Source organism: Pseudomonas fluorescens (assembly GCF_003732425.1).
Taxonomy (GTDB): domain Bacteria; phylum Pseudomonadota; class Gammaproteobacteria; order Pseudomonadales; family Pseudomonadaceae; genus Aquipseudomonas; species Aquipseudomonas fluorescens_BE.
Genome location: NZ_MOBX01000015.1, coordinates 754,322 through 779,555 on the forward strand (window position 1 = coordinate 754,322; position 25,234 = coordinate 779,555).

20 protein-coding genes are annotated in these 25,234 nt (G+C 59.7%); 9 read left to right on the forward strand and 11 right to left on the reverse strand.

The features are described from left to right. The first annotated feature begins 104 nt into the window (after positions 1 to 104). From BK670_RS25345 to cmoB, 4 genes are all read left to right on the forward strand, one after another. Positions 105 to 497: a protease inhibitor I42 family protein gene (locus BK670_RS25345; RefSeq protein WP_123453886.1), complete on the forward strand. Its 393-nt coding sequence runs from the start codon at positions 105 to 107 to the stop codon at positions 495 to 497. A gap of 2 nt (positions 498 to 499) precedes the next feature. After that, entirely contained in the window at positions 500 to 1,135 is a 636-nt protein-coding gene (locus BK670_RS25350) for a lysoplasmalogenase (protein WP_185036825.1), read from the forward strand. A gap of 209 nt (positions 1,136 to 1,344) precedes the next feature. Further along, the gene (cmoA, locus tag BK670_RS25355; protein WP_185036832.1) at positions 1,345 to 2,124 is read left to right on the forward strand and encodes a carboxy-S-adenosyl-L-methionine synthase CmoA; all 780 of its coding nucleotides are present in this window, start codon (positions 1,345 to 1,347) and stop codon (positions 2,122 to 2,124) included. Then, positions 2,121 to 3,077, forward strand: coding sequence for a tRNA 5-methoxyuridine(34)/uridine 5-oxyacetic acid(34) synthase CmoB (cmoB, locus tag BK670_RS25360; RefSeq protein WP_123453890.1), 957 nt, complete (start codon positions 2,121 to 2,123; stop codon positions 3,075 to 3,077). The genes cmoA and cmoB overlap by 4 nt, the downstream gene beginning before the upstream one ends. Positions 3,078 to 3,203: 126 nt before the next feature. Here the strand turns inward: cmoB and tadA are convergent, their stop codons facing one another. From tadA to treP, 7 genes are all read right to left on the reverse strand, one after another. Next, positions 3,204 to 3,701, reverse strand: coding sequence for a tRNA adenosine(34) deaminase TadA (tadA, locus tag BK670_RS25365; RefSeq protein ID WP_123453892.1), 498 nt, complete (start codon positions 3,699 to 3,701; stop codon positions 3,204 to 3,206). Continuing rightward, complete coding sequence (locus BK670_RS25370) at positions 3,701 to 5,077, reverse strand: multicopper oxidase family protein (protein ID WP_123453894.1); 1,377 nt, start codon at positions 5,075 to 5,077, stop codon at positions 3,701 to 3,703. The genes tadA and BK670_RS25370 overlap by 1 nt, the downstream gene beginning before the upstream one ends. Before the next feature lie 117 nt (positions 5,078 to 5,194). Then, the gene (locus tag BK670_RS25375; protein WP_123453896.1) at positions 5,195 to 5,485 is read right to left on the reverse strand and encodes a PTS sugar transporter subunit IIB; all 291 of its coding nucleotides are present in this window, start codon (positions 5,483 to 5,485) and stop codon (positions 5,195 to 5,197) included. A gap of 2 nt (positions 5,486 to 5,487) precedes the next feature. After that, positions 5,488 to 8,025 carry a phosphoenolpyruvate--protein phosphotransferase gene (gene ptsP / locus BK670_RS25380; protein ID WP_123453898.1) on the reverse strand — a complete coding sequence of 846 codons (2,538 nt, stop codon included), beginning with the start codon at positions 8,023 to 8,025 and terminating at the stop codon, positions 5,488 to 5,490. 62 nt (positions 8,026 to 8,087) lie between these two features. Further along, the gene (locus BK670_RS25385) at positions 8,088 to 9,311 is read right to left on the reverse strand and encodes a maltoporin (RefSeq protein ID WP_123453900.1); all 1,224 of its coding nucleotides are present in this window, start codon (positions 9,309 to 9,311) and stop codon (positions 8,088 to 8,090) included. 103 nt (positions 9,312 to 9,414) lie between these two features. Beyond that, positions 9,415 to 11,064 carry an alpha,alpha-phosphotrehalase gene (treC, locus tag BK670_RS25390; protein ID WP_123453902.1) on the reverse strand — a complete coding sequence of 550 codons (1,650 nt, stop codon included), beginning with the start codon at positions 11,062 to 11,064 and terminating at the stop codon, positions 9,415 to 9,417. Positions 11,065 to 11,154: 90 nt separating this feature from the next. After that, on the reverse strand, positions 11,155 to 12,597 hold the full coding sequence (gene treP / locus BK670_RS25395; RefSeq protein ID WP_123453904.1) for a PTS system trehalose-specific EIIBC component: 1,443 nt from the start codon (positions 12,595 to 12,597) through the stop codon (positions 11,155 to 11,157). A 234-nt stretch (positions 12,598 to 12,831) separates the two neighbouring features. On the opposite strand from treP, the gene treR reads away from it, so the two are divergent. Then, positions 12,832 to 13,536 carry a trehalose operon repressor gene (treR, locus tag BK670_RS25400; protein WP_123453906.1) on the forward strand — a complete coding sequence of 235 codons (705 nt, stop codon included), beginning with the start codon at positions 12,832 to 12,834 and terminating at the stop codon, positions 13,534 to 13,536. Positions 13,537 to 13,637: 101 nt separating this feature from the next. Further along, the gene (locus BK670_RS25405; RefSeq protein ID WP_123453908.1) at positions 13,638 to 16,724 is read left to right on the forward strand and encodes a membrane-targeted effector domain-containing toxin; all 3,087 of its coding nucleotides are present in this window, start codon (positions 13,638 to 13,640) and stop codon (positions 16,722 to 16,724) included. Positions 16,725 to 16,830: 106 nt separating this feature from the next. Here the strand turns inward: BK670_RS25405 and guaA are convergent, their stop codons facing one another. The 4 genes from guaA to BK670_RS25425 form a co-directional block, all read right to left on the reverse strand. Then, complete coding sequence (gene guaA, locus BK670_RS25410; RefSeq protein ID WP_042608327.1) at positions 16,831 to 18,408, reverse strand: glutamine-hydrolyzing GMP synthase; 1,578 nt, start codon at positions 18,406 to 18,408, stop codon at positions 16,831 to 16,833. A 99-nt stretch (positions 18,409 to 18,507) separates the two neighbouring features. Further along, complete coding sequence (guaB, locus tag BK670_RS25415) at positions 18,508 to 19,977, reverse strand: IMP dehydrogenase (RefSeq protein ID WP_034156270.1); 1,470 nt, start codon at positions 19,975 to 19,977, stop codon at positions 18,508 to 18,510. Positions 19,978 to 20,093: 116 nt separating this feature from the next. After that, complete coding sequence (locus BK670_RS25420; RefSeq protein WP_108590387.1) at positions 20,094 to 20,642, reverse strand: sugar ABC transporter ATPase; 549 nt, start codon at positions 20,640 to 20,642, stop codon at positions 20,094 to 20,096. 164 nt (positions 20,643 to 20,806) lie between these two features. Beyond that, entirely contained in the window at positions 20,807 to 21,574 is a 768-nt protein-coding gene (locus tag BK670_RS25425) for a sulfite exporter TauE/SafE family protein (RefSeq protein ID WP_123453910.1), read from the reverse strand. A 99-nt stretch (positions 21,575 to 21,673) separates the two neighbouring features. Here BK670_RS25425 and BK670_RS25430 point away from each other — a divergent pair, with 99 nt between their 5' ends. The 3 genes from BK670_RS25430 (at position 21,674) to BK670_RS25440 (ending at position 24,897) form a co-directional block, all read left to right on the forward strand. Beyond that, positions 21,674 to 22,561 carry a LysR family transcriptional regulator gene (locus tag BK670_RS25430; protein ID WP_123453966.1) on the forward strand — a complete coding sequence of 296 codons (888 nt, stop codon included), beginning with the start codon at positions 21,674 to 21,676 and terminating at the stop codon, positions 22,559 to 22,561. Positions 22,562 to 22,692: 131 nt separating this feature from the next. Beyond that, positions 22,693 to 24,072: an exodeoxyribonuclease VII large subunit gene (gene xseA / locus BK670_RS25435; RefSeq protein ID WP_123453912.1), complete on the forward strand. Its 1,380-nt coding sequence runs from the start codon at positions 22,693 to 22,695 to the stop codon at positions 24,070 to 24,072. Between the two features lie 3 nt (positions 24,073 to 24,075). Then, positions 24,076 to 24,897: a M23 family metallopeptidase gene (locus BK670_RS25440; RefSeq protein WP_095048346.1), complete on the forward strand. Its 822-nt coding sequence runs from the start codon at positions 24,076 to 24,078 to the stop codon at positions 24,895 to 24,897. The last annotated feature ends 337 nt before the right edge of the window (positions 24,898 to 25,234 follow it).

Genomic DNA, 25,234 nt, shown 5'->3' on the forward strand with positions numbered 1-25,234 from the left:
TCGCGAAGGCGTCAGTCCTGACAACCCCTCCCCTGACTGTCACACTTTGTCTCATCTTCAGTTATGCTCGCCGTTCGTCGTGAACACCCGGAGCCGCTGACCTTATGTCCCCCACTCGCCTGTTTGTCCCCCTCGCCCTTTCGTTACTGGCCGCTTGTGCCACGCAACCGAAACACAACGTGACCGTGGAAAAACAAAGCGAATGCCCCGTCCGGCTCACCAACGGGCAAAACCTCATCGTGATGCTGCCAAGCAACCCGACCACCGGTTATCGCTGGGCCATTCAGGATTCCGCTGGTGGCGTATTGCGTGCACTCAGCCCCGAGGTCTACAGCAATCCGGAAGACGCCGGCGTCGTCGGCGCGGCGGGCGTATCGACCTGGCGCTTTCAAGCATTTGCCCCCGGCACCGGGCGCCTGCGCCTGACTTCGCAACAGCCGTGGGCACCAGAAGTGCTGCCGGTGGAAACCTTTGACTGCGCCATTTCGGTGAACTGATTGTGGGTTGGCTGATTCTGGCGCTGATGGGCGCGGTGACGTTTCTCTACGGTGTCAGCACCCACGCGGCGCTGCTCTGCCTGTTGGTAAAACCGTTACCGGTGCTGGCGCTGCTCGGCTGGCTCCACGACGCACCGCCCAGCGACTATCGCCGCTGGATCAGCCTGGGTCTGATTTTCTCACTGCTCGGTGATGTGTTGCTGGCGTGGCCGGGTGACCTGTTTGTGTTTGGCCTCGGTGCGTTTCTGGTCGCACATCTGGCTTATCTGAAGGCTTATCTGAGTGACTGCAAGCGTCTGGCGGTGTTGCCGTTGGTGCTCGCCCTCGGAGTTGGCGCGGTATTGCTGGGACTTTTGATTTCCAGCGGTCTGGGGCCGTTACTGGTGCCGGTGATCGTTTACGGCACGGCGATCAGCGCAATGCTCTGGCGTGCCCTCGCTCGTCTCGGAACCGATGTGCCCAAGCGTTCGGCGCTACTGGCGGCGGGGGGGGCGCTGGCGTTTGTGTTCTCGGACAGCGTGATTGGCATTGACCGGTTTGTGTCGCCATTTCACGCTGCGCCTTACGTCATCATCCTCAGCTACTGGCTGGGCCAGTGGGGCATCGCGGCCTCAGCGTTCTCCCAGAAACCCCACTAACCCCCTGTGGCGAGGGAGCTTGCTCCCGCTCGACTGCGCAGCAGTCGCTAAACCTGAGTACGAGCTGAACCTGCGGTATCGCGTGCACCGGTTTTGGGGTCGCTTCGCAACCCAGCGGGAGCAAGCTCCCTCGCCAAAAGTATGTGCTTCAGGCTGGTGTGCGGCGCTTTATCAGACAACCCAAGCATCCCGACGCCACTTTGGCTAAAATGCCGGCCTTTTCCACCGACACCGCCGGAACCGCCGTGAGCAAAGAACCCGATCGCATTTTCGCCAAGCCTTTGGCCCAGGTACCCGACTTCGCCTTCAACGAAGACGTCGTGCGGGTGTTCCCGGACATGATCAAGCGCTCGGTGCCGGGTTACCCGACCATCGTCGAAAACCTCGGCGTGCTCGCCGCGCAGTTCGCCCAGCCGAACAGCGTGCTCTACGATCTCGGCTCATCGCTGGGTGCAGTCACTCAAGCGCTGCGCCGTCACGTGCGTACTGACGGTTGCCGGGTAATCGCTGTGGATAACTCGGCAGCGATGGTCGAGCGCTGCCGTGAATACCTCAACGGTCAGGACTCGATGTTCCAGGAGTTGCTGCCGGTTGAAGTGATCGAAGGCGACATTCTCGCCCTCGACTTCCAGCCCGCCTCGGTGGTGGCGCTGAACTTCACCCTGCAATTCATCGCCCCGGATCAGCGCACCACGCTGCTCTCGCGTATTCGCCAGGCGTTGCTGCCGGGCGGCGCGCTGATTCTGTCGGAGAAGCTGCGCTTCAACGATGCCGAAGAACACGCGCTGCTCACCGATCTGCACGTCGCGTTCAAGCGCGCCAACGGTTACAGCGAACTGGAAATCGCCCAGAAGCGCAGCGCCATCGAAAACGTCATGAAGCCCGACAGCCTCGAAGAACACCGCGAACGCCTGCTGGCCGCCGGGTTCTCGAAAGTCGTGCCGTGGTTCCAGTGTCTTAACTTTGCCTCGTTGATTGCCTTGCCATGATTGATCTGTCCCCCCTCGCCCGCCGTCTGGCCGGCACACCGCTGGCCGAATGGGCCAACACCCTGCAAGCGCAACTCGACAAGAAAATGGAGAAAGGTCACGGCGACCTGGAGCGCTGGCAAAGTGCGCTCGACGCGTTGCCGAAAATCCAGCCGAGCGAAGTCGACCTGCTCAACGGTCTGAAACTCGACACCGATTGCGACGAGGAAACCCGCGCGCAGATGCGTACCGCGCTGATGGGCCTGTCGCCGTGGCGCAAGGGGCCGTTTGATCTGTTCGGCGTGCACGTCGACACCGAATGGCGATCGGACTGGAAGTGGTCGCGGGTCGCGCCGCACCTCGACTTGAAGGGCAAACGCATTCTCGATGTCGGCTGCGGTAACGGCTATTACATGTGGCGCATGCTCGGTGCCGGCGCTGACAGTGTGATCGGTGTCGACCCGAACTGGCTGTTCTTCTGTCAGTTCCAGGCGGTGCAGCGTTATCTGTCTGAGCCGAACGCGTGGCACTTGCCGTTCCCGTTCGAAGACCTGCCGCCGAATCTGGAAGGCTTCGACACGGTGTTTTCCATGGGCGTGTTCTACCATCGCCGTTCACCGATCGAGCATCTGCTGGCGCTGAAGGATTGCCTGGTCAAGGGCGGCGAACTGGTGCTGGAAACACTGGTGGTCGAAGGCGACAAGCATCAGGTGCTGGTGCCGGAAGACCGTTATGCGCAGATGCGCAACGTGTGGTTCCTGCCCTCGGTGCCAGCGCTGGAATTGTGGCTGCGCCGTGCCGGGTTTACCGATATTCGTTGCGTGGATGTGAGTACTACAACGGTTGAAGAGCAGCGCGGTACGGAGTGGATGAAGTATCAGTCGCTGAGCGACTTCCTTGATCCTGAAGACCACAGCAAAACCATCGAAGGCCTGCCCGCGCCGATGCGCGCCGTAATCGTCGCCCGTAAGTAACCCTCACAAACGCCGCATCCCCCTGTAGGAGTGAGCCTGCTCGCGATAGCGGTCTGACAGTCACAGCAATGTTGAATGTCAGAACGCTATCGCGAGCAGGCTCACTCCTACAGTTTTGGTTTGTGTTTATTCAGTGGGTTTCGCGCGGCGGGCACGGAAGAACTCGGTCAGCACCGCGCCACACTCCTCCGCCAACACCCCGCCTTCATACAACACCCGGTGATTCAAAAAGCCCTGGGTAAAAAACTGCCCCTGACTCTGCACAATCCCCGCCTTCGGCTCCAACGCGCCATACACCACCCGCGCCACTCGCGAATGCACGATCAAACCGGCGCACATGCTGCACGGTTCCAGCGTCACATACAGCGTGCTGCCCGGCAGACGATAGTTATCCACCGCCTGCGCCGCCGCGCGAATGGCGACCATTTCCGCATGGGCACTCGGGTCGCTGGTGCTGATCGGGCAATTGAAGCCGCGCCCGATAATCTCGCCGTCCTGCACCAGCACTGCACCCACCGGCACTTCGCCGAGGGCTGCGCCTTGTGCGGCGAGGGTCAGGGCTTCGCGCATGAAGTCACGGTCTCGGCTGCGGTCGATGATCGCGGCGGGGCGAATCTGGCGCATCACTTCACCTCGATGGCGGCCATCAGGCCGGTTTCCATGTGGTCGATCACGTGGCAGTGGAACATCCACACCCCCGGATTATCAGCCACCAGCGCCACTTGCGCGCGCTCGTTCTTGCCCAGCAGATACGTGTCGGTGAAGTACGGAATGATCTTATGCCGGTTCGACGCAATCACCTTGAAACTCATGCCGTGCAGGTGGATCGGGTGTTGATACTGGGTCATGTTCTTCAATTCGAAGATGTAGCTCTGCCCCAGCTTCAGACTGGCAATCGGCCGGTCGGCGCAGGTCTTGTCGGTGATGTCCCAAGCCTTGCCGTTGATCTGCCACAGGCTCGGCGGCTTACCGTTTTCGACGTTGACCGACACCGAGCCGACCCACTCGAAATTGAAGTTGAGTTTCTCGGCATTGGCCAGGTCCGGTTCAGCCACCGGATTGGCCGGCAGGGCCTTCGGCCAGTCGCTCGGCGCATCGTTATTGGCCACCGAACGCAGCGTGCCCAGACGCACCGGACCGTTGCGCAGCGACAATTCTTCACCCGCTGCCGGCGCCTTGATCGCCAGACAAATACGCATCCCCGGGCCCAACCAGTATTCCTTGCCCAGCGGACGCGGCTCGACCGGGTTGCCGTCCAGCGCATAGATCTGCGCTTCAACGCCGGGAATGTTGATGCGGTACGTCAGGGTGTTGTCGAGGTTAAGCAGACGCACCCGGGTGATCTGCCCGGCGGGCAAGTCAATCACCGGAGTCGGCACGCCGTTGATCGTCGAAAGTCGCCCCGCCGTGCCGCCACGGGCCGCTTCACGGGGAATACTGAACTCGACGAAATTGCCTTCGTCATCGATGTGCCAGTTTTTCAGGCTCAACGTCTTTTCGTACTTGAAACCGGTCGGCTCGCGCTCTTCGATGATCAATGGCCCGACCAGTCCGCGCCCGAGTTCTTCGCTGCTGCTGACGTGCGGGTGATACCAGTAGCTGCCGGCATCCGGCACGCGGAATTTGTAATCGAAGTACTCGCCCGGCAGTACCGGCAGTTGCGAGACATAGGGCACGCCGTCCATTTCCAGCGGCAGACGAATGCCGTGCCAGTGAATGGTCGTCGCCACCGGCAAGTGGTTGATGAAACGCACTCGCAGCCATTCACCCTGACGCACACGCAACTCGGTGCCCGGTGCCGACGGCCCGAATGCCCAGGCCTCGGTCTTGTGCCCCGGCACCAGCTCCACGTTCAGCGGCGCGGCGATCAGCTCATAGTCGTGGCCCGCCTCGGCGTCGGCCATTTTCCCCAGCCAATAACGCGACGCGCCCCCCGCACCGACACCAACGACAACAAGACCGGCCAGGCCACCGAGGATTTGGCGACGGGTAAAGGACATGAACTCAACTACCTCACGTATCAGCATCAGACCCGGAGGGCCCGTAAAAGGCGAATACGATACACCTGCAGTTGAGAAACAGTAAGGGCGACCTGAGGCCGCACATTCTCTTCGGCCTCAGGACCGCAGGCCGGTCAGCAGATGCACCACGCCACTTTCCAGGGGCATGACGCCGGCGACACCGGCCTCGCTCAACGCCTGGCGATCAATGCGCGATACATCGCGCAACGTCACCCGCACCCGAGTCAACGCCGCCTCTTGCTGCGACTTGAGGTTATCCACACCGCCCAGCGCGGCAATGATCTCCGCGCTTAAACCGCCGTCAGGCTCGGCCTGCGTTTCGGGTGCATCCGCCACCAGATCCGGAGTCAGGGCTTTCCAGAACGCCTTCTGCCATTTATCGAACATGTTCAGTTCTCCAGAACCGGTAAAGTTTCCGCCGTCGCCTCGTGATACAGGCGCAGCGCCTCACGCACCTCTTCAGCACTCTCAAGCCCCAGCACCTGTTCGGCAATGGCCTTGCAATCGCGCAGATCCACCTCGCGCACCGCCGCCTTGATCGCGGGAATCTGCGGCACACTCACGGACAGTTCATCCACGCCAAGCCCCAGCAGCAGTGGCACCGCGAGCCGCTCGGAAGCCATCGCACCGCAGACGCCCACCCATTTGCCATGCGTGTGCGCGGCTTTCACGGTCATGGCAATCAGGCGCAGTACCGAGGGATGAAAACTGTCCGCCTGACTGGCCAGGCGCGGATGATCGCGATCCATCGCCAGGGTGTATTGAGTCAGATCGTTGGTGCCGATCGAAAAGAAATCCACATGCGGCGCAAACCGGTCAGCCATCAATGCCGCCGCCGGGACTTCGATCATGATGCCCAGCTTCGGCAATTGCTCAAGACTCAGCGCCAGCGCTTGTTCCTCCAGGATCTGCCGGGCCTGACGCAATTCCGCAAGCTGGGTAACCATCGGCAACATGATGTGCAGACGCGTCAGGCCGACACTGCCGAGAATTGCCCGGAACTGCTCGCGCAACAGATCCGGCCGCGCCAGACACAGCCGAATCCCGCGAAGGCCGAGGAACGGGTTGGTTTCGCTGTCCATCGACACGTACGCCAACGGTTTGTCGCCGCCGACATCCAGCGTGCGTACCACCAGATTGTGTAAGGGGCCTACCGCCCGGGCGATGGCGCTGTAGGTCGACACCTGTTCATCGCGCGTGGGGGCATGATTGCGATCCAGATAAAGAAACTCCGAACGTAGAAGCCCCACGCCGGCACCGCCCAAGGTCATCGCCTGTTCAGTTTCGCTCAGTGAGGCGACGTTGGCCGTCACCTCGACGGGATGACCGTCGCGGGTACGGGCGGCCAGCGCCGCCTGCGCGTGTTCGTGTTGGTGACGCAGGCGTTGTTGCTCATGCCGGGTCTGCCATTGACTGATCGTCAGGGAATCCGGATTCAGCTGCAGTTCGCCTTTGTCGGCATCGAGCAATACCTGGGAGCCATTGGCCAACGCGAGCATTTGCGCAGGCATCCCGCAGATCGCGGGTAAGCCCAACGCTCGTGCCAGAATGGCAACGTGGCTGGTCGCCCCCCCGCCAACCGTGGCGAACCCCGACACCCTGTCGGTATCGAGTCCGGCGGTCTGCGAAGGCGTCAGTTGATCGGCGATCAGGATTGTTCCGGCCGGTAGCGCCAGCGCATGCTCACTGACCCCGAGGATCAGTTTCAGCACCCGCGACCCGACATCAGCCAGATCCGCCGCCCTTTCGGCCAGCAACGGGCTACCGAGTTGCCGGAAAAGAGCCGCTGTCGACTCGGTGGCTGCCCGCCAGGCATACGCGGCACTTTTACCCTCGGCGATCAACGCCTGAGCCTGATCAAGCAGGCCGGGATCTGCGAGCAATTCCTGATGCGCCTTGAAAATGTCCGCCTGCGCATCGCTGCCGGCAATGTCACGCAGATGCTGCAAGGCCATATCGGCCTCGATCAGGGCGTTTGCGAGGATTTCGCGCTCAGCGTGCGGACCGGCGCCGAATGTCTTCACGTCGAGCACCGGCTCGATGATCTGCATCACTTGCCCCAACGCCGAACCGGGTGATGCACACACTCCACGTAGCACCTTCAGCGTTTCTGGCTCGCAGGGCGCGACTGTCGTTGCCGCCGTTGGAGCTGTCACCGCTTCGCCACAGCCCTCGGCCAGCAATCGGGACAGTGTGCTGACCGCGGCATCGGCGTCTTCGCCCACCGCACTCACCTGCACACTGTCACCCAGCGCTGTCTGCAACGCCATGATCGCAACCACTGACTTGGCGTTGGCCTCGGCCTGCAGTTTGTGCAAATAAATCCTCGCAGAAAAAGTCTTTGCCGCTTGCGCGAAAATCGCCGCCGGACGCGCGTGCAGGCCATTGAGGTTGGGCAGTCGCAGCGACGGCGAGAACAGCCTTTCGCCTTCTCCCGCCACCGACGCTTCGCGGGGCATCTGTGGATGGGCAAGGCTCAACAACGGCTGGCCGACTTCAACCAGACCGGTTGGCGCGGCAAGCCAGGTGAACGGCTCACCGCTGACCACCAACATCAGGGTCATCAGACTGCGGGCGTGCAGCGCGATGTAATCGGCGTCAAATTCGATCAGCGTCTGCCCCGCTTCAACCCGCTGACCTTCCTCGACCCGTCGGCGGAACCCTTGCCCCGCCAGATTCACCGTGTCCAGACCGATGTGCAGCAATACCTGAACGCCATTGTCATCGGTGATGCTCACCGCATGCCCGCTGGCTTGCACGTTGCTGACCACCCCGGCCAGCGGTGCGCACAGCGTTGCCGAAGTCGGGTCGATGCATAGACCGTCGCCGATCAGTCGGCTGGAGAACACTTGATCCGGCACTTGATCAAGCGGTATCAGCACGCCGGACAAAGGTGCCAGTAAATGCAATTGTTGGAGTGTGGCCATGGACGTCACCTGCAGTTTGTTCTCTGAAGTGCCCGTGGAGCGCAACGCCCCACCAGCATCGCTTATTTCCACCAGTATTCGACCTGCAATCCGACGTTCGCGCCGTGCCGAGCGGTGCCGAAGGCACCGGTGTCAGACAGCGCCGAGCCTTTGGCCAGTTCGTTGGCCGCGCGTTTGGCCGCCTCGTTCCAGGTGGCGTACGTGTAATACAGACGCACCTCGGGACGCGCCCAGAACTCCGGGCCTTTGGGCGACCAGGTCGGGGCAAACGTGAACTTGCTCAGTTTGCGCGTGCCGCCCGGGGCTTCGACTTGATCGTGGCCCAGTTCGGTGACCAGTTTGAAGTGTTCGCTGAGCGCGTAAGTCGGACGTACACCCAAAGAGATCCAGTTCTGATCTGCACCGTCCGGTCTAATGTCTTTTTGGTAAACCGCCGCGATCTGACCACCGAAACGCGGCGTCACCTGCCAGTCGAAAAACTCGACGATCCGGTAGCTTTTGTTGCTGTCGTCCAGTTTGACGTTGCCGGTATAACCCAGCCCGGTGCCCGGCCCTTCACCGTATTGCAGCGCCAGTTTGTTCTTGCCGCCGAGAAAATCCGTCTGCACATGCTGCGTGGTGATCGCCCAGCCCCGGTGGGCATCGCGGCTGTCGGGCTTGTCGATATAGCTCAAGCCGAATTCCAGCTCACCGCCCGGATTGCTCTTGAAACCGGCGACGTTGAAGTCATGCCGATTGATGTAGTCCTTCTGGTACAGGTTGTCCTTGCGCGAGAAGGCGTAGCTGTATTTCAGATCGCCGATCAGTACGTCCTCGACGCCGCCGCCCGTGGCGCTCTGGTTCCAGTAATAGAAGTCGGAAATATGGATGTCATTGCGTTTGTAGTAACGGCGCCCGGCCCACAGTGAGCCACCGTTGAGTGCGGGCATCGCCGACCACTGTGCGTAGGCCTGCGGCAGGCGGATCGAACCGTTGTCGTCTTTGAAGGTGGGGCTGCGGTCGTAGCGGTTATACAGCGAGGCCATGCCATCGATACTCAGTACCGAACCGTCGTCGAGGGTGTAGAGATCCTGACGCAACTCCAGCTCACCGTACTGCTCGCATTCGTTACCCAGACGATATTTGGTCTGCGCCCCCGGTAACTGGAAGCACGACTGACCGCTGCTGTTGACCGACGTGCCGACACCGCTGCGCAAGTAGCCGCCAAACTCCAGCGCCTGTGAAGCCGGCGGTAAGGCCAGGCAAAAACCTGCGACTGCAAGGCTGCGATTTATTGTTGTTTTCATAAGCCACCCCATTGTTTTTATTGTCTGGTTGCATGAATTCGGCGCGCAGAAATCCCCGCGCAGTGCACTGCGTGTTTTTTGAAAGCTGTTTTTTTGTTAAACGTCAGGGATCGATCAGGTGCAGGACAAATGACTCGTAAGGTCGCAACGTCAACTGGCGCTTGCGCAACGGCCCCTCCGGATAATTGCTGATCAACTGGCGCTGGCTCATCGACTCGCTGATGACCGTCGATGGCAACTCCACTTCACAGGTTGTCCCGTAGAAGTTGTTCACCACCAACAAACGCTCGGCGCTGCCTTCACGCACATACGCCCAGACTTGCGGGTGTTCAGGCAGCAATTGTTGGTACCGCCCGTCGGTGATCAAAGATTCGCTGCGGCGCAGTGCGATCAGATTGCGGTAGTGATGCAGTACCGAGTCGGGGTCATCGAGCTGCTTGGTGACATTGATTTGCGCGGCATTGGCCGGTACGCCGATCCACGGTTCGGCGCGGCTGAAACCGGCGTTCGGTCCGCCGTCCCAGTGCATCGGCGTGCGCCCGTTATCGCGGGACTTCTGCATGATCGCCGCCATGTTGTCGGCATCGCTGCTGCCGGCTTCGCGCTTGAGGCGAAAGATGTTCAGCGTCTCGACATCGCGATAATGCTCGATCGATTCGAACCCCGGATTGGTCATGCCCAACTCTTCGCCCTGATACACGAAAGGCGTGCCCTGCAGAAAGTGCAGCGCGGTGCCGAGCATCTTTGCCGAGAGTTCGCGGTACTCGCCGTCATTGCCGAAGCGCGAGACCACTCGCGGTTGATCGTGGTTACACCAGAACAATGCGTTCCAACCGCCGCCAGCCTGCATGCCGGTCTGCCAGTCGGACAGGATCTGCTTGAGCTGGAGGAAGTCGAAATCGGCACGTACCCACTTCTGCAGGTTCGGATAATCGACTTTCAGATGGTGAAAGTTGAAGGTCATCGACAGCTCTTTAGACTGCGGATTCGAATAACGAATGCAGTGTTCGAGGCGGGTCGATGACATCTCGCCAACATTGATCAGGTCATGCCCTTCGAAGACTTCGCGGTGCATCTGCTGCAAGTATTCGTGAACGTTTGGCCCATCGGTGTAAAAGCGTCGGCCGTCGCTGTTGTCCTCGGGGAAATCCGCAGGCTTGGAGATCAGGTTGATTACGTCCAGACGAAAACCGCCGACGCCCTTGTCGCGCCAGAAGCGCATCATCTTGAACACTTCAGCGCGCACCTTGGGATTGGCCCAATTCAGGTCCGCCTGGGTATGGTCGAACAGGTGCAGATAGTATTGGCCGGTCTGGGCTTCGTACTCCCAGGCGGAACCACCGAACTTGGATTCCCAGTTGTTCGGTTGATCACGCCAGATATAAAAATCGCGGTAGGGATTGTCGAGACTGCTGCGCGCCTGCTGGAACCAGACGTGCTCGATCGAGGTGTGGTTGACCACGATGTCGAGCATCAATCTGATGCCGCGCTTACCGGCTTCGGCAATCAGCAACTCGCAGTCGTCCATGCTGCCGTAGCTCGGGTCGATCGCGTAGTAATCGCTGATGTCGTAGCCGTTGTCACGTTGCGGCGAACGTAGAAATGGCGTGATCCACAGACAATCGACACCCAGCCATTGCAGGTAGTCGAGCTTTGCCACGACCCCAAGCAAATCACCTGTCGGGTTGCCGGCGTGGCTGTGAAAACTCTTCGGGTAGATCTGGTAGATCACCGAACGCTGCCAGTCTTGCATGGCACAACTCCTTCAATAAGTCCGTGCAGCTCGCGCCCGCATTGAAATGCGATCGACGGTGGGAGCAAGCCTGCTCGCGAAAGCGCTTGATCAGGCAACCCGATAACCGGGTCGGACAATCTTCATGCTCAGGGCACAGGTCAGAACAAACGGCACGAGCATGGCAATCAGCATCCCGAGCAAAAACATCGGGATGTACTGCGGAATGATCGAGATGAACCCCGGCAGACCACCGACGCCGATCGCCGAGGCCTGAATCTTGTTCAGCGACAGGAACACGCAGCCCAGTGCCGAGCCGGTCAGCGCGGCATAGAACGGAAACTTGTAGCGCAGGTTGACGCCGAACATCGCCGGCTCGGTGATACCGAAGTAGGCGGAAATCGCCGAAGTCGACGCCATGCCCTTGTCCCGTGCATTACGGGTCATCCAGAACACCGCCAGGGCGGCGCTGCCTTGAGCGAGGTTGGACATGACGATCATCGGCCAGATGAAGGTGCCGCCCTGGGTCGAGATCAATTGCAGATCGACCGCGAGAAACATGTGATGCATGCCGGTGATCACCAGCGGCGCATACAGCAGACCGAAAATCGCACCGCCCACCATCGGCGCCAGATCAAACAACATGACCAGCCCTTCGGTGATGAAGATGCCGAGGTGGCGGGTCACCGGGCCGATCACCGCCAGCGCCAGCACGCCCGTGACGACGATGGTGGTGATCGGTACCACGAGCAATTGAATCGCGTTGGGCACGCGCGTGCGCAGCCATTTTTCGATGACGCTCATCACGTAGGCGGCCAGCAGAATCGGCAGGATCTGCCCCTGATAACCGACCTTCTCCACCTGAAACAATCCGAGAATGTCGAAGTACGGCAGATGCTGCCCGTCCAGCCCGGCCACGGCCTTGCCGTAGTTCCAGGCGTTGAGCAGATCCGGGTGCACCAGCATCAGACCAAGCACGATGCCAAGGATCTCGCTGCCGCCAAAGCGCTTGGCTGCCGACCAGCCCACCAGCGCCGGCAGAAACACGAACGAGGTGTTGGCCATCAGATTGATCAGGCTCCACAGCCCATCGAGTTTCGGGTAGGCATCGAGCAGGGTCTGCCCTTCGATGAACATGCCCTTGGCACCGAGCAGATTGTTGATGCCCATCAGCAGGCCGGCAATGATCAGCGCCGGGAGGATCGGCATGAACACGTCGGAAAACACCCGTACCAGACGCTGCATGGCGTTGATCTTTTCGGCGCTTTTCTGTTTGACGTCAGCGATGGTCGACGCCGCGAGCCCCGTCTGACGACGCAGTTCGGCATAGACCTTTTCCACTTCGCCCGGACCGATCACCACCTGATACAGGCCACCGGTGAAGAACGAGCCTTTGACCAGGTCGATCTGGTTCAGCGTGGCGCTGTCGACCAGGCCCGGGTCCTTAAGGGCCAGCCGCAACCGCGTAACGCAATGGGCGGCCTGTTCGAGGTTGTCGCTGCCGCCGAGGCTTTGCAGCAATTGCCTGGCGATATTCGGATAGTCGTGGCTCATGCTTGTTCTTCCGCTGTGGATTGTTGTTATTGGCAGCATGCCGAAGCGAAAAGTACTCGTCTGTACGAGTTAATGCAACAACTCGTACAGACGAGTTTGTCTGTGTTTGTTTTTTGCCGATAAATTGAGATATTTCCTACTGTTGCTTCAGGCGATTCCAACCCATGAATGGACAAAGCCCTACCCTGCCCTTAAGGTTCGAAGCTTTGAGCGCAGCCGGCACCGAGCCCCTCCATGAGTAAATACAACCAGATCTATAGCGATCTGCTGGCCAGCATTACCACCGAACGCCTGGAACGCGGCGCGCGACTGCCGTCCGAAACCGAACTGATGGACAGTTATCAGGCCAGCCGCGGCACCGTACGCAAGGCCATTGAGCTCCTCCAGGAACGTGGCTTCGCCCAGAAGGTGCACGGCAAGGGTACGTTCGTGCTTTCGACCAACCCGATCGAGTTTCAGCTCGGTGGCATTGTCAGTTTTCAGGAAACCTATCCGCGGTTGGGAAATGACGTCAGCACCGACGTCGTCGAACTGACTCAGTTCGCGCTTGAAGGCAGTCTGCTCGAGCACATCAATGCCGAGCCCGGCAGCCTCATAACCCGGGTCAAACGTGTACGGCGGATCGACGGCAAACGGGTCATCCTCGACATCAATCATTTTGTCACCGAGGTAATTCCCGGCCTGTCCCTCGATATCGCCGAGCAATCGATCTACGCCTACATCGAACAGACCCTGCAGCTACAGATCGCTTACGCCCAACGCACCATCGAAGCGCAGCCACGCAGCAAAGATGACCAGTTGCATCTGGATCTCGACGGTCAGAGCCACGTGATCGTTGTCAGTAACCAGACATTCCTGCAGGACGGTCGGCAATTCGAATACACCGAGTCCCGGCACACTCTGGACAAATTCTACTTCTCCGATGTGGCACGGCGCTGACGCAGACACGTTTCGAACGATCATGTGCGGTACATATGTAGTGCACTCCCCTTGAGTGAATCGGCCATGCTCGGCCTTCATTTCTCAAGGATGGAGAAAGCATGTACGCCACCCAACAAAGTCCTCTACCGAACGCAGCAGACAAGGCGGCTCTGAAGCGAATCGCCTATACCGTCGTGCAGAACTGCCCCGGTCTTCAGGATGCCGCCCATGAAGCGGCCCGTGATCTGCTGGAAGCAAAAGGCTTGTCCAGCCTTGATCCGGATCACGTATTTTTCCATCGTTTCAAGACGGCCCAGAGCAGCACTCACTCGTTTACCGGCTGGGAGCACACCCGCGAAACCCCTTACGAATCGACGACACTGACACAGTTGGTCATTCATCGTTTTCGCGCCACCGACCAGGACAACGCTGATCTTCTCGATTTGTACGGCGGTTTCTACAGCGAAGGTCCGCAAGCCGAGAATTTCGACGAAAAAAACCAGGTGCGCCTGCATGGCAACGAGGTTTTGAAGACATTCTGGAACCTCGATTTCAGTGGGCACTACACCGCCACCCTGACGGATTTCTGGAACAGCCATGGCGAAAACTTCCGCACATTGGCCAAGTGCAATTTTCTCAGCCGTGCCGTGCAGGCCCGGGACCTTGGGCAGCTCAGCGGCAGTGACTTTCAATGGCTGCTGGACTCGGTAGCGGGACCCGTCCGCTGGCCGGTCACCCTGAGCATGTTGCAAGCGAGCCACACGGCAACGGGGAATGTGTTCGCCTTCGACGTTGACGGGCATATCGCCACCCGGTTGCTGCGTATCGTCGATCCCGCCGGTCGGCAGATTATCTATCTGCCCAGTGAGGCCGAGGCGTTCGTGGTCAAGGAAACGCTGGCGGACCTGCATTGGTGGGTGCTTGATCAAATGAACGACGCGAAACGTCGCGCGTCCTTCCTGGATCATTTTGCCCTTGCCGACCGTCAGCACATGACCGAGAACATGACCGATCTGATGAATCGATTGGTGAGCACCTGGGGCCGGGCCGACCATCACCTGATCAACCGCACAAACCAGGTACTGGCCGATGATGCATTCAGCTGGCTGCGCAACTCGACACGTCAGGCGATGTTTGCCGAAGCCCACCTGTCCCTCACGTCCAATGGCGATTTGCGCAAAAAACTGTGGATCGGCTATCTGAGTGCGGGCCTCAAGGTGTTTGGTCCGATGGCAACTGTCGGTTGGCCGCTGGCGTTGCCGGTGATTGGTGCCACCGTTGCCAGCATGGGCCTGAATATTGATCAGGCGCAAAACGGCAAGACCAACGCCGAACGCAAGGCCGGCGTACTGGGCGCAGTCTTGAGTGGCATCAACCTGTTATTCAATCTTCCATTGCTGATCGGCGCCGGTCCGATGCTGGAGACAGGCGCCGAGGTCGAGGCGGCCGAGGCCGCAGAAATGGCCGAGTACAGCGAAGCCTTGAATACCGCCGCCGAAGCCGACAACCCACTGCCGATCATGGCGCCGGACGATGTCGCCATCACTGTGTCCGATCTCGATGAAACGGTGCTGGTTCCAGCGCAGAACGCGCCACCGCCAGCGGTGCCCGAACGATATCAATGCAACGAGATACTCGATGGTGCGCCACTCGGCGAAGAGTTCGGGAAGTTCCACGGTATCTACCGTCTCGACTCGGATCCGCCCTATGCCATTCTGATGAATGACGCGCCGTACTATGTGCGTTACTTCACCAACTCTCGCGGCAGTGGTGACTGGGCAATCGTTGACCCGGAGCGCCCCAACCAGCTGGTCCACGCCTTGCCGGTACGCATCAATGGCGAAGGTGAATGGGAGCGGATGCCAGCACTGGGCCTCAAAGGTGGTGGCCAATGCATGGGCAAACAATGCGCCCCTGATCTCGAACTCGATACCTTCGAACCTGCACCACCCGAATCACCGATTCAACCGGATGAGGAAATACAACCGTCGACATCGCGGCCGCCACGTCCAGTGACCAGTGCCTACGACATCGACCCGCCAGTGCGTCGCTCGATAAAATCCTGGGCGCTGAATCTCAACGAAACCCATGCCCGGTTGCAGCCCGACGGCACCGGCGGTTTTGGCATGGACGATCCATTTGAGTTGTATGCCACCGGCAAACGCAAACTCTTGCAGAGTTCAGCCAGAGGCTTTTTCAAGAACCTTCCGTGGGTCATCCAGCCTGCGCGTCCGGCAATACCCGAAGTCAGTGAAGTGATCCCACTGAGCGACCTTGTCGATGGCATTTTTGATAGCTCCCCAGGGCTGGTAGTGGGCGAAACCCTCGATCGCATTACCAGCATGGGATTTCTGATTGAAAACATGCCAGCGCTGGCTCGGCACGCGAAAACCCTCTACATGCGTGGGCTGCTTAGCGACTTCGCTCAGGTTGAACTGAACCGCTACTTCACCAGCGGCAATATGTCCGAGGATTTGCGCACTTATCTGACCAGTCTCGGCACTGACCCTGATGGTCGATTCAACCCACTGGAGTTGGTCAAGGTCGCGCGAGCGAACAGGGTCCGGGTTCAGGCAATCGACTGCGCCGCGAGTTACAAAATGAAAACACCACTGCCCTCCATCGACGAGCAAATGATGAGTACCTACCTGACAAACGACATCATGACCGGCGACATCTACCTCAACAGCCCGAAGAAATGGATCGTGGTGACCGATGCTCACAACACCAACACCTTCAGAGGACTACTGGGTATCAGTGAATTGAAGGGAGGAATCGGCTTGCGAATCGAAGAAGTCGGCCCCGGTGAAGCGGCGGGTGTCGATGTCGACCCGGGTATTGAAGTACCACGAGGCACCTCGCCCGGCGGCACCGCCAGGCAAGGCAATCCAGATCTTCTGCGCGCCGATTTGCGCTTGAGAGTGCCAGCACCCGAGGTGACCTGGACCGACGACACGCTGGAGAATCTCTTGTACAGGCGCGGCATGTACATTTTCGAAAAAGCAGGCGACAGCTACACACTGATCCACCGCAGTAAACAAGGCATGCTGCAACGCACACTGATCAATCGATTGAACGACGGCAAAGTCTCCCTCCACCGACCTGCGTGGCAGCGTGTGAATGACATCGCATTCGCCAACCTGAAAGACATGTCTCAACGGCTGTCCGATACGGGACTGATCCTGCGCAGCCGGATTCCTGATTGAGGTCAGCCGATTTTAGATGAACGCCGAAAACGCAAAGGCCGCGTGAAACAATGCTTCACGCGGCCTCATGGTTGCCTGCATTCACGCCTTCAAGGCGTGCGTGGGATCACTCCCACTCAATCGTCGCAGGTGGCTTGCTCGACACGTCGTAAGTCACGCGGGAGATGCCTTCGATTTCATTGATGATGCGGCCGGATACGGTTTCCAGCAGTTCGTAAGGCAGGTGAGCCCAACGCGCGGTCATGAAGTCGATGGTTTCCACGGCACGCAGGGCGACAACCCAAGCGTAACGACGACCATCGCCTACCACGCCAACCGATTTCACCGGCTGGAACACTACGAAGGCCTGGCTGACTTTGTGGTACCAGTCGGCTTTGCGCAGTTCTTCGATGAAGATGTGGTCGGCACGACGCAGCAGGTCGGCGTATTCCTTCTTCACTTCGCCGAGGATGCGCACACCCAAGCCCGGGCCCGGGAACGGGTGACGGTAGACCATGTCGTAAGGCAGGCCCAGTTCCAGACCCAGACGACGGACTTCGTCCTTGAACAGTTCGCGCAGTGGCTCGACCAGTTTCAGGTTCATCTCTTCCGGCAGGCCGCCCACGTTGTGGTGCGACTTGATCACGTGGGCCTTGCCGCTTTTCGCGCCAGCCGACTCGATCACGTCCGGGTAGATGGTGCCCTGCGCGAGGTACTTGATGTTTTCCAGTTTGTTCGACTGGGCATCGAAGACGTCGATGAAAGTGCGACCGATGATCTTGCGCTTCTTCTCCGGGTCGGCTTCGCCGGCCAGGTTGTTGAGGAACTGCTCTTCAGCGTTGGCGCGGATCACCTTGACGCCCATGTTCTCGGCGAACATGGCCATCACTTGCTCGCCTTCGTGCAGACGCAGCAGACCGTTGTCGACGAAGACGCAGGTCAGCTGGTCGCCGATGGCTTTGTGCAGCAGCGCAGCAACCACCGAGGAGTCAACGCCGCCGGACAGGCCCAGCAGCACGTTGTCGGTACCGACTTGTGCGCGGATGTTGGCGATGGCGTCTTCAGCGATCTTCGAAGGCGTCCACAGCGCTTCACAGCCGCAGATGTCGAGAACGAAGCGCGAGAGGATGCGACCGCCCTGTTTGGTGTGGGTCACTTCCGGGTGGAACTGCACGCCGTAGTAGGCGCGATCGTCGTTGAACATGCCGGCGATCGGGCAGCTCGGGGTGCTGGCGAGGATGTGGAAGTCTTCCGGCATCTTGGTGACTTTGTCACCGTGGCTCATCCACACGTCGAGGCCGAACAGGCCGTCAGCGTCGATGTGGTCTTCGATGCCGTCGAGCAGACGGCTCTTGCCGACCACGTCAACGCGGGCGTAGCCGAACTCACGCAGTTCGGAACCTTCCACCTTGCCGCCCAGTTGCTCGGCCATGGTCTGCATGCCGTAGCAGATACCGAAGACCGGTACCCCCAGGTCAAACACAGCTTGCGGGCAGCGCGGGCTATTGGCTTCGTGCACGGACTCGGGGCCGCCGGCGAGGATGACGCCTTTAGGAGCGAATTCGCGGATCGCATCTTCGTCCATGTCGAACGGGTGCAGTTCGCAGTACACACCGATTTCGCGCACGCGGCGGGCGATCAGTTGGGTGTATTGCGAGCCGAAGTCGAGGATCAGGATGCGGTGAGCGTGAATATCGAGGGCCATGATTCAGTCTCGTCTAAGTCATTCAGAAACAGTCGTGATTCAGAAACAACTCGGGGCTGAATCAAACAGCCCCGGTTGCTTTGCTTGTAGCTTGAAGGCTCAACCTACGCGGTAGTTTGGCGCTTCTTTGGTGATCTGCACGTCGTGAACGTGGGATTCGGCCATGCCAGCGCCGGTGATCCGCACGAATTCAGGCTTGGTGCGCATTTCTTCGATGTTGGCGCTGCCGGTGTAACCCATCGAGGAACGCAGACCGCCCATCAACTGGTGAATGATCGCGCTCAGAGTGCCTTTGTACGGCACACGGCCTTCGATGCCTTCCGGAACGAGTTTCTCGGCGCCTGCCGAGGAGTCCTGGAAGTAACGGTCGGAGGAGCCTTGAGCCTGGGACATGGCGCCCAGCGAACCCATACCGCGATACGCCTTGTACGAACGGCCCTGGAACAGTTCGATCTCGCCCGGCGCTTCTTCAGTACCGGCGAACATCGAGCCCATCATCACGCAGGAAGCACCGGCTACGATGGCCTTGGACAGGTCACCGGAGAAACGGATGCCGCCGTCGGCGATCAACGGTACGCCAGTGCCTTCAAGGGCAGCGGCGACGTTGGCGATGGCACTGATTTGCGGGACGCCGACACCGGCGACGATACGGGTGGTGCAGATCGAGCCAGGGCCGATACCGACCTTGACCGCATCAGCGCCAGCTTCGGCCAGGGCCTTGGCAGCGGCGCCGGTGGCGATGTTGCCGCCGATCACCTGCACTTCAGGGAAATTCTCTTTGACCCAGCGAACGCGGTCGATCACGCCTTTGGAGTGACCGTGCGCGGTATCGACTACCACGACGTCCACACCGGCATTGACCAGCGCGGCTACACGGTCACCGGTGTCTTTACCGGTACCGACAGCAGCACCAACGCGCAGACGACCTTGATCGTCCTTGCTGGCCAGCGGGTAGGCTTTGGCTTTTTCGATGTCTTTGACGGTCATCATGCCTTTGAGGGCAAACTTGTCATCGACGATCAGAACTTTTTCCAGACGGTGCTTGTGCAGCAGCTCGCGGACTTCGTTCTTGTCGGCGCCTTCACGCACAGTGACCAGACGCTCTTTAGGCGTCATCACTTCACGTACGGTGGCTTCCAGACGGGTTTCGAAACGCACGTCACGGGAAGTGACGATACCGACCAGGTCGCCATCGTGCAGAACCGGAACGCCGGAAATGTTGTGCATGCGGGTCAATTCGAACAGGTCACGCACCGTGGCATCAGCCTCGATGGTGATCGGATCCTTGACGACGCCGGCTTCGAACTTCTTGACCTTACGCACTTCGGCAGCTTGCTGCTCGATGGTCATGTTCTTGTGGATAATGCCGATGCCACCTTCCTGAGCCATGGCGATTGCCAGACGGGCTTCAGTCACGGTGTCCATTGCAGCAGAAACCAGAGGAATGTTCAGCTCGATGCCACGGGTAAGGCGGGTCTTGAGACTGACTTCGTTAGGAAGTACCTCGGAATAACCAGGCACTAAGAGAATGTCGTCGAATGTCAGAGCTTCTTGGCTGATACGCAGCATCGCGGGGGCTCCCGAGCGGGAAAATGGAAGCGCGCCATTATAGTCATCCACCCCCTGCTGTTCAATGTAAAACTCAGCTTAATATCAATGTTGCTGATATACGGAGACCCCCGCCGCTACAGCTCCACCTTGACCCAAGAGACAGGTTGATCGAGCCAATCGGCGAACTCATCGATAAAGCTCTGCTTGAATCCGGCTTCCAGCCAGTTGTTGAAGATGAAGCCAAGGTTGGAAAACGCACATTCCTGCAAGTACAGAAAGCCGTTGATGTCGTCTTCATGCCCGCATTCCGGGCAAGTGAAGTTGTCGGTGCGACCTGGAAACCAGTCTTCAAGGCTTTCGAACAACGCTTCACCGACCTCGCGACGGCACTCGGCGCAACCGGCCTCTTCGAGAAAACCCTTGGCCGGTGTGTAGATGCAGCGTTTGGTGACGATCTCTAGCCCGTTGATCGGCTCGCCGAACGGCAGCGCTTGCGGGTGCAGCACCACGGCACGGGCGCCATCGGCAATCGCGTAAGCCATCCGATTGCCAGTGCGTCCGCAGGTGCTCAGCTCTTCTTTGACGATGTTTTTGCGCACCAGCCAGCGCAGGATCGCCCGGGCCCGGGGTTCATGGACCGGCAGGGTGGAGATTTTCGGGACGATGATGCTTTGCGAGTTCATGGTGCAAGCCTGCTGCAGATACTGAAGATTTCCATTGTGGGAGCTAGCCTGCTGGCGATTGCGGTGGGTCAGCAATACAAATGTTGACTGACACTCCGCGATCGCCAGCAGGCTGGCTCCCACAGGGAATTGCGGCCGGCAGCTTAATCCCTGACAGAATCCGGTCAAGTGCTGAGGTAGCGCCCGATCAACGCAACCCCGCTCGCCAGCACCAGCCACGTTACCAGCCGCACAAACGCCTCGCGCGACAGCTTTATGGTCAAGCGACGCCCGATCCACAACCCCAGCGCCATGGCCGGCAACAGACACAGCGCCAGCATCAACAAGGGTAGCTCGGCATACACACCGGCGATGGCAAACAGGCTCAAACGCACCACTGTGCTGCAACTGATCAGCGCACTTTGCGTGGCCCGCGCGACGTCTTTCGGCAGCCGACTGTTGAGATAAATCGCATAGAGAAAGCCGCCACTGCCAAACAGCGCGCCGAACAATCCGCCCACCGTGCCCATCGGCACTGCCCACGCCGCCGACAATTGCGCTGGCCGCGCTTTCACCCACAGGCTGTAAATCGCATAAGCGCTAATAAACAGCCCCATCAACAACAGCAACAGATCGGATTTCAGATTAAGTAGAAAGATCACCCCCAACGTACAACCGACCGCCATGCACGGCAGCAGCCGTAACAACTCCGGTTTAGCCACATCCCGCCGCGACGGCAGCAGATTGCCGAACGCCGCGACAAAATCCAGCAGCACCAACAGCGGCACAATCTTCGACAACGGCATGAACAGAATCAGAATCGGCCCCGCCACCAGCGCCGTGCCAAACCCGGCAATGCCGAACACGATGTAAGCCAGGGCGATGCCCAGCCCGATCACCACCCAAGCACCTCCCCCCCACGACCACTCACTCAACAGCCCTGCCACGCTCATCGATGCGCTTCCTTAATAAGCCTGAGATGACTTTAGCCAGCGTCGAGGGTTGCGACTAATATCTTCCAGGCCGCTTACCCATCTCGAAAAGGCATGCCTGTGCTTTCAACCCGTCAATTGCGTTACTTCGTGGAAATTGCCGAATGCGGCAGTTTCAGTGCTGCAGCTGAACGTTTGTTCGTTGCGCAATCGGCGCTGAGCCGGCAGATCAAGGACATGGAGACGCGCCTGCAAACCCCGCTGTTCGAGCGCACCGCGCGTCAGCCTCGACTCACAGCAGCGGGCGCAGCGTTTCTGCCACGAGCAAGGAGTCTGCTGAACGAGCTGAGCAAGGCCAGCGCCATGGCCACTGAGGTCGGCAATGGTCAGCTCGGCACATTGCGCCTCAGCCATTCCAGCACCGTGTCGATCAGCGGCCGTTTGCTCAGTGATATTGGCGCTTACCTGCAACAACAGCCCGGCGTGTCACTGGATATCGGCAAGTTGTCTTCTGAGGCGCAATTGGAAGAGTTGGCCGAAGGGCGCCTCGACATCGGCCTGCTGCGCCTGCCGGTGTTGCGCCAGCGTGAAGGGATTCAACTTGTGCCGCTGTTTACTGAACGCTTGCTGCTGGCAGTTCCGATGGATCATCGATTGGTCGAGGCTGAGCGCGTCGATCTGGCCCAACTGAAGGACGAGGCGTTCATCTCGATCCCGCACCCGCAACGCGGCGGCTTGAGTTATCTGTGTGCCGATCTGTGCATGCGTCAGGGCTTTTTCCCGAAAGCCGCGCGAGTGATGTCGCGCAAAACCACGCAATTGCAGTTGATCCAGGCCGGATTTGGCATTGCACTGCTGCCGGAATCGATGCAAGACATCGCCCCGAGCGGCGTGCGTTTTCTACCGCTGGCCGATCCCGACTGCCACAGCACCGTCGCCCTCGCCTATCGCCAGAATCCGACGCCACTGATTCAACACTTCATCCAGACCTTCACCAATCCCCTGTAGGAGCTGACGAGTAAAACCAGGCTGCGATCTTTTGATCTTTTTCATACAGATCAAGATCAAAAGATCGCAGCCTGCGGCAGCTCCTACAGGGATCGTGCAATGATCAGAAGAATGCCTTTAAACTGCGCCCCATGATTAAAGATCCCTTTGCAAGACTTGGCCTGGACCGTGAAGTCCTGACCGTCAGCCAGCTCAACGGCCGCGTGCGGGTGTTGCTCGAAGACGTGTTCAGCAACATCTGGGTCGAAGGCGAAATCTCCAACCTCGCCCGCCCGGCGTCCGGCCACATCTATTTCACCCTCAAGGACAGCGGCGCACAGGTGCGTTGCGCACTGTTCCGGCAGAACGCGACGCGCGTGCGTCAGGCGCTGAAGGATGGCCTGGCGGTGAAGGTGCGCGGCAAGGTTTCGCTGTTCGAAGGCCGTGGCGACTATCAGCTGATTCTCGACACCGTCGAACCTGCCGGTGACGGCGCGTTGCGGCTGGCCTTCGATGCCTTGAAGGAAAAGCTCAGCGCCGAAGGCCTGTTCAGCGCCGAACGCAAAGTGCCGCTGCCGGCGCATCCGCAGCGCATCGGCATCATCAGTTCGCCAACCGGCGCGGTGATTCGCGACATCATCAGCGTATTCCGCCGACGAGCACCGCAGGTGCAACTGACGCTGATTCCGACGGCCGTGCAGGGCCGCGAGGCCACCGCACAAATCGTCCGCGCGCTGAAAATGGCCGATGCCCGTGGCTTCGATGCACTGATCCTCGCCCGTGGCGGTGGCTCGCTGGAAGATCTCTGGTGCTTCAACGAAGAAGCTGTAGCCCGCGCCGTCGATGCTTGCGTGACGCCGATTGTCAGCGCCGTCGGCCATGAAACCGATGTGTCGATCAGCGACTTTGTCGCTGACGTGCGCGCACCCACGCCGTCGGCGGCTGCCGAACTGCTCGCCCCGGACTCCAGTCATCTGATCCGTCAGGTCGAAAGCCTGCATCGCCGCCTGGTGATGCGCATGCGTGACCGCTTGATGCGTGACCGTCTGCGCCTGGAAGGCATGGCCCGTCGCCTGCGTCATCCCGGCGAGCGTCTGCGTCAGCAAGCGCAGCGTCTGGATGATCTGGACATGCGCATGCGCCGGGCCTTCGAGCGACATCTCAATACCCGCCGCGAACGCCTGATCCGCCTGGAAACCCGCCTCGCCGGGCAACATCCGGGGCGGCAACTGGCGATGTTGCGCCAGCGCCTCGACAGCCTCGCCGAACGCTTGCCCCGTGCCATGCGCGAAGGTCTGAAAAACCGGCGCCTGCAATTGCACAGTCAGATGCAGACGCTGCATGTGGTCAGCCCGCTGGCAACGCTCGGCCGTGGTTACAGCATTCTGCTGGACGAGCGCGGCCATGCGATCCGCAACGCCGCGCAGACCCACACCGGCCAGCGCCTCAAAGCCAGGCTCGGCGAAGGCGAACTGCAAGTGCGCGTCGAGGATAATCACCTGACGCCTGTCACCCTCTCTTTACTGGACTGATCCATGCCGCGTTTTCTGGCTCCATTGTTTCTGCTCTGTCTGACCTTCAATGCCCACGCCGACAGTTACATCACCCGGCTACTGAACAAACCGGTGCCGGGCGGCGTGGCGGTGGTTGATCTGGGCACCGCCGCGCAGGCACCGAAAGCCACGTATCAGGGCAAACCGGTGCTGGTGGTGAAAGAACAGAACAATTGGCTGGCGATTGTCGGCGTGCCGTTGACTGTGAAGCCGGGCGCGCAGCAGATCAGCAGTGGCGGGCGTAATCTGCCGTTCACCGTGGGCAACAAGAAATACCCGGAACAACGCATCACCCTGAAGAACAAGCAGCAGGTCAACCCGGATCAGTCGAACCTCAAGCGCATCGAGGGCGAACTGGCCGAGCAGATCAAGGCGTATCGCAGCTTCAGCCCGAACACGCCGAGCAACCTGCTGCTGGACAAACCGGTCAACGGGCCGCTGTCGAGCAAGTTTGGCGTGCGTCGTTTCTTTAATGGTGAAGAGCGCAATCCCCACGCAGGCCTCGACTTCGCCGTGCCGGCGGGCACGCCGATCAAGACCCCGGCGGCGGGTAAGGTGATCCTCACCGGCAATTACTTCTTCAATGGCAATACGGTGTTTGTCGACCATGGGCAGGGCTTTATCAGCATGTTCTGCCATATGTCGAAGATTGACGTGAAGGTCGGCGATCAACTGGCGCGCGGAGCGGTGGTCGGCAAGGTCGGCTCGACTGGCCGGGCGACCGGGCCGCACATGCACTGGAATGTCAGCCTGAATGATGCGCGGGTGGATCCGGCGATATTCATTGGTGCATTCCAGCCTTGAATATGTATTGAGGCGACCGGCCTCTTCGCGAGCAGGCTCGCTCCCACTCTGGATCTTACTCACAACAAAGATCCCCTGTGGGAGCGAGCCTGCTCGCGAAGGCGGCCTGTACAGCACATCAATACGTACTGAATTGCTATAAACCTCGATTGCGCCCCAATCAAACCTCGCGCAAATATCACAACGATCAGCGATCTCCAGCGCAATAAAATCCCGCAAAAGTTCTCTTTACGAGTATTCCTCTCAATTTTTTTCGACTGCTTGCCATCCTCTCCCCTCGCGGTTAGGGTTGAAGGCATGAAAACCTCTCACACCCTTATTCAGCTTCGCCAGCACC

What these genes read in the sequence shown, in the direction of transcription:
- BK670_RS25345 (WP_123453886.1), top strand. Translation starts at nt 105, where the DNA reads ATGTCCCCCACTCGCCTGTTTGTCCCCCTCGCCCTTTCGTTACTGGCC.
- cmoA (WP_185036832.1), top strand. Translation starts at nt 1,345, where the DNA reads ATGCCGGCCTTTTCCACCGACACCGCCGGAACCGCCGTGAGCAAAGAA.
- cmoB (WP_123453890.1), top strand. Translation starts at nt 2,121, where the DNA reads ATGATTGATCTGTCCCCCCTCGCCCGCCGTCTGGCCGGCACACCGCTG.
- tadA (WP_123453892.1), bottom strand. Translation starts at nt 3,701, where the DNA reads ATGCGCCAGATTCGCCCCGCCGCGATCATCGACCGCAGCCGAGACCGT.
- BK670_RS25370 (WP_123453894.1), bottom strand. Translation starts at nt 5,077, where the DNA reads ATGTCCTTTACCCGTCGCCAAATCCTCGGTGGCCTGGCCGGTCTTGTT.
- BK670_RS25375 (WP_123453896.1), bottom strand. Translation starts at nt 5,485, where the DNA reads ATGTTCGATAAATGGCAGAAGGCGTTCTGGAAAGCCCTGACTCCGGAT.
- ptsP (WP_123453898.1), bottom strand. Translation starts at nt 8,025, where the DNA reads ATGGCCACACTCCAACAATTGCATTTACTGGCACCTTTGTCCGGCGTG.
- BK670_RS25385 (WP_123453900.1), bottom strand. Translation starts at nt 9,311, where the DNA reads ATGAAAACAACAATAAATCGCAGCCTTGCAGTCGCAGGTTTTTGCCTG.
- treC (WP_123453902.1), bottom strand. Translation starts at nt 11,064, where the DNA reads ATGCAAGACTGGCAGCGTTCGGTGATCTACCAGATCTACCCGAAGAGT.
- treP (WP_123453904.1), bottom strand. Translation starts at nt 12,597, where the DNA reads ATGAGCCACGACTATCCGAATATCGCCAGGCAATTGCTGCAAAGCCTC.
- treR (WP_123453906.1), top strand. Translation starts at nt 12,832, where the DNA reads ATGAGTAAATACAACCAGATCTATAGCGATCTGCTGGCCAGCATTACC.
- BK670_RS25405 (WP_123453908.1), top strand. Translation starts at nt 13,638, where the DNA reads ATGTACGCCACCCAACAAAGTCCTCTACCGAACGCAGCAGACAAGGCG.
- guaA (WP_042608327.1), bottom strand. Translation starts at nt 18,408, where the DNA reads ATGGCCCTCGATATTCACGCTCACCGCATCCTGATCCTCGACTTCGGC.
- guaB (WP_034156270.1), bottom strand. Translation starts at nt 19,977, where the DNA reads ATGCTGCGTATCAGCCAAGAAGCTCTGACATTCGACGACATTCTCTTA.
- BK670_RS25420 (WP_108590387.1), bottom strand. Translation starts at nt 20,642, where the DNA reads ATGAACTCGCAAAGCATCATCGTCCCGAAAATCTCCACCCTGCCGGTC.
- BK670_RS25425 (WP_123453910.1), bottom strand. Translation starts at nt 21,574, where the DNA reads ATGAGCGTGGCAGGGCTGTTGAGTGAGTGGTCGTGGGGGGGAGGTGCT.
- xseA (WP_123453912.1), top strand. Translation starts at nt 22,693, where the DNA reads ATGATTAAAGATCCCTTTGCAAGACTTGGCCTGGACCGTGAAGTCCTG.
- BK670_RS25440 (WP_095048346.1), top strand. Translation starts at nt 24,076, where the DNA reads ATGCCGCGTTTTCTGGCTCCATTGTTTCTGCTCTGTCTGACCTTCAAT.